3 protein-coding genes are annotated in these 2,293 nt (G+C 36.0%); 2 read left to right on the top strand and 1 reads right to left on the bottom strand.

What is annotated here, in order from left to right; translation table 11 throughout:
• Positions 1 to 245: hypothetical protein (locus AC11ZT_RS00475; RefSeq protein ID WP_484057725.1), on the top strand; the 245-nt coding region annotated here is incomplete at its 5' end.
• 39 nt (positions 246 to 284) lie between these two features.
• Here AC11ZT_RS00475 and AC11ZT_RS00470 read toward each other — a convergent pair.
• A complete protein-coding gene (locus tag AC11ZT_RS00470; RefSeq protein WP_484057724.1) occupies positions 285 to 1,106 on the bottom strand; it encodes a hypothetical protein in 822 nt (273 codons plus the stop codon).
• A gap of 255 nt (positions 1,107 to 1,361) precedes the next feature.
• Between AC11ZT_RS00470 and AC11ZT_RS00465 the strand changes: the two genes are divergently transcribed.
• Positions 1,362 to 2,293, top strand: a 932-nt coding sequence (locus AC11ZT_RS00465; protein ID WP_484057723.1) for a response regulator aspartate phosphatase, incomplete at its 3' end; no start/stop codon positions are given.

Raw genomic sequence — 2,293 nt, 5'->3', positions numbered from 1 at the left:
TGATACTAAGCGAGGTACTACTAGCATGTACACTAGTCATTTGGGTTATGGGATTTATTTTTGCTATTGCAGAATTGGCAATGCCCCTATGGCTAGTTATCGGAAGCTATCCGATTTTTATCATTGTTAGCGCATTCATGGCTTGGAGAGAATATATGAAAGGAAACTACCGTAATACTGTATTATGGAGTTTATTGCCAATCATTTGGTACGGTTTGGTGTACGGGTTAACTTTTATTTCATAATGAACAAAGAGCGTTCTCATTAGATAAGAACGCTCTTTGTTATGGAAGAATCCTTTTTATCGTGAACATGATATAGCTTATTAGTAAGCTCATAAAAGAAAAAATGAGCGCCACACTGGCAAAAACAAGTACATACGCATTGATCTTTCCGAGAAGCTGCATGAGACCATAGCTAGATAGATGAAGAAAGCTAGATGCTCCGTTTATTATAAGAAGGACAATAAATATCGTAATAACACCGCTCAGAGCACCATCAACGTCAGGACGACTTAGAGCGATATGAGTAGAAATGCATACAGATAAAAAAAGAAATAATAAAAAAGAAGGATGGGCGAAGTTAGTGATTGTAAATAGACTTTTCCATAATACAATAGCTGACGAAAAGATGTGATATGCAATCTCGCTTGAGGTTCCCTCCATTTTTATAGCTGTTATTTCCTTCATTAATACTTGATAAGATTGTGGAACGAAGGAATACATGAGAATTACAAGTGCCGCAATGCCGCTAAATACGGGAGCAACTCCAATGAAAAAGTTCCCAATTTTTTGATAAAAGCTGTTCGTGTTATAGGTATGACTGACATAACCAAGCTGCCCGCCTTGCGTATTTGTCGGAAACCACTGTACACTTACAATTTTATGTCTAAAGACAAGGCACATGACTGCATGGCCTAGTTCATGAATGGGCGTTCCAATCCAAGCCGTAAGTAGAAAGCCAGTTCGTCCAAATGTTGATGTCCAATATCTGCGTGACAAGCCTTGGAGAAAACCGAGTACAAACCCAACTAATAAAATGACACCAACACAGGAACAAAGCTGTATAAAACTCGTTACGAGTATGGTAATCAAAAGAGTTCCCATTATAATCATCCTTATCTAACCTAAGCAGGTTTACAAAATTGTTATTATCGTAGCACGAAATAAGTTGAAAGAAAAGGAATGATATCCCTGAAAATAATCTTAAATAGTATGCAAAATGAAAGAATAGATTGTATAAAACTTTTATTATAATAATAAAAGTTCCCATTTAGAAAAATATTTAGCAAAATAATGTACATAGGATCTTTTATTTGCTAATATTAATCTACCTTTACAATATAAGGGAGGGGAATTGCGATGACAGTTCAAGTAATTAGTAGCGCATACATCACAAATCTATTAAATGAATGGTACCAAGCCATTCGTACGCAGCATGTAAATGAGGCTAAAGGGTATAAACGTGAGGTTGAGACCAAGCTTGCTTATATGGAAGAAGACCAAAACGTACTCCTCTATTACTCACTTCTCGATTTCCGTCACAGCATTCTTGTAAATAGTTTGATGCATGTTGATTCCTCCGTGCAAAATATTGAAAAAGATGAAAGTAGTATGGATGACTTCCTTACTTATTATTATCATTTGTTTAAAGGAATTTATGCGATGAGCAACGGTCAATATAGCGATGCGCGTATCCACTATCGAAAGGCGGAAGCGTTATTAGATTTTGTTCCAGATGGGGCGGAAAAAGCAGAATTTTATTACCGCGTAGGGACGTTTTATTATCATATCTATCAGCCGTTGGAATCGATTCGTTATATTACGAACGCGCGTCATTTTTACCTAGAGAATTTTGGATATGAACGAAATATAGCTTCTTGCGATAATATTATGGGTCTTTGTTGCATCTCATTAAAGCAATTCGATCAAGCAGAAGCTCATTTTCTTACTTCATTAAAGCAATTACTTAAGTTAGATGAAAAGAAACTCATTCTGAAAGTAAGTCACAATCTAGGATACTTATATGCAGAACAAGGCCTATCCGATTTAGCGATTCCCTATTTACTAGAGGCAGTAGAAAATAATCCGAAAACAATGTTTCTCCTTGCAAGAGAATATAATAAGCTTGGCATGAATCATAAAGTGCAAGATCTCATTTCAAAGGGAATGAAATCTTGTGATGAAGAATATAAACATCATTTTTCCATTCTTAAAGCTGTCGCAACTGCATATCCAGTCGATAAGCTAGAGCAAACGGTAAGTAAGGCGATTCGTTACTTTAAAAAGGAAGG

It is taken from the genome of Ectobacillus sp. (genome assembly GCF_056992975.1).
The sequence above is the reverse complement of the archived record's forward strand: the minus strand, read 5'-3'. Positions and strand labels throughout refer to the sequence as shown.

What these genes read in the sequence shown, in the direction of transcription:
- AC11ZT_RS00470 (WP_484057724.1), bottom strand. Translation starts at nt 1,106, where the DNA reads ATGGGAACTCTTTTGATTACCATACTCGTAACGAGTTTTATACAGCTT.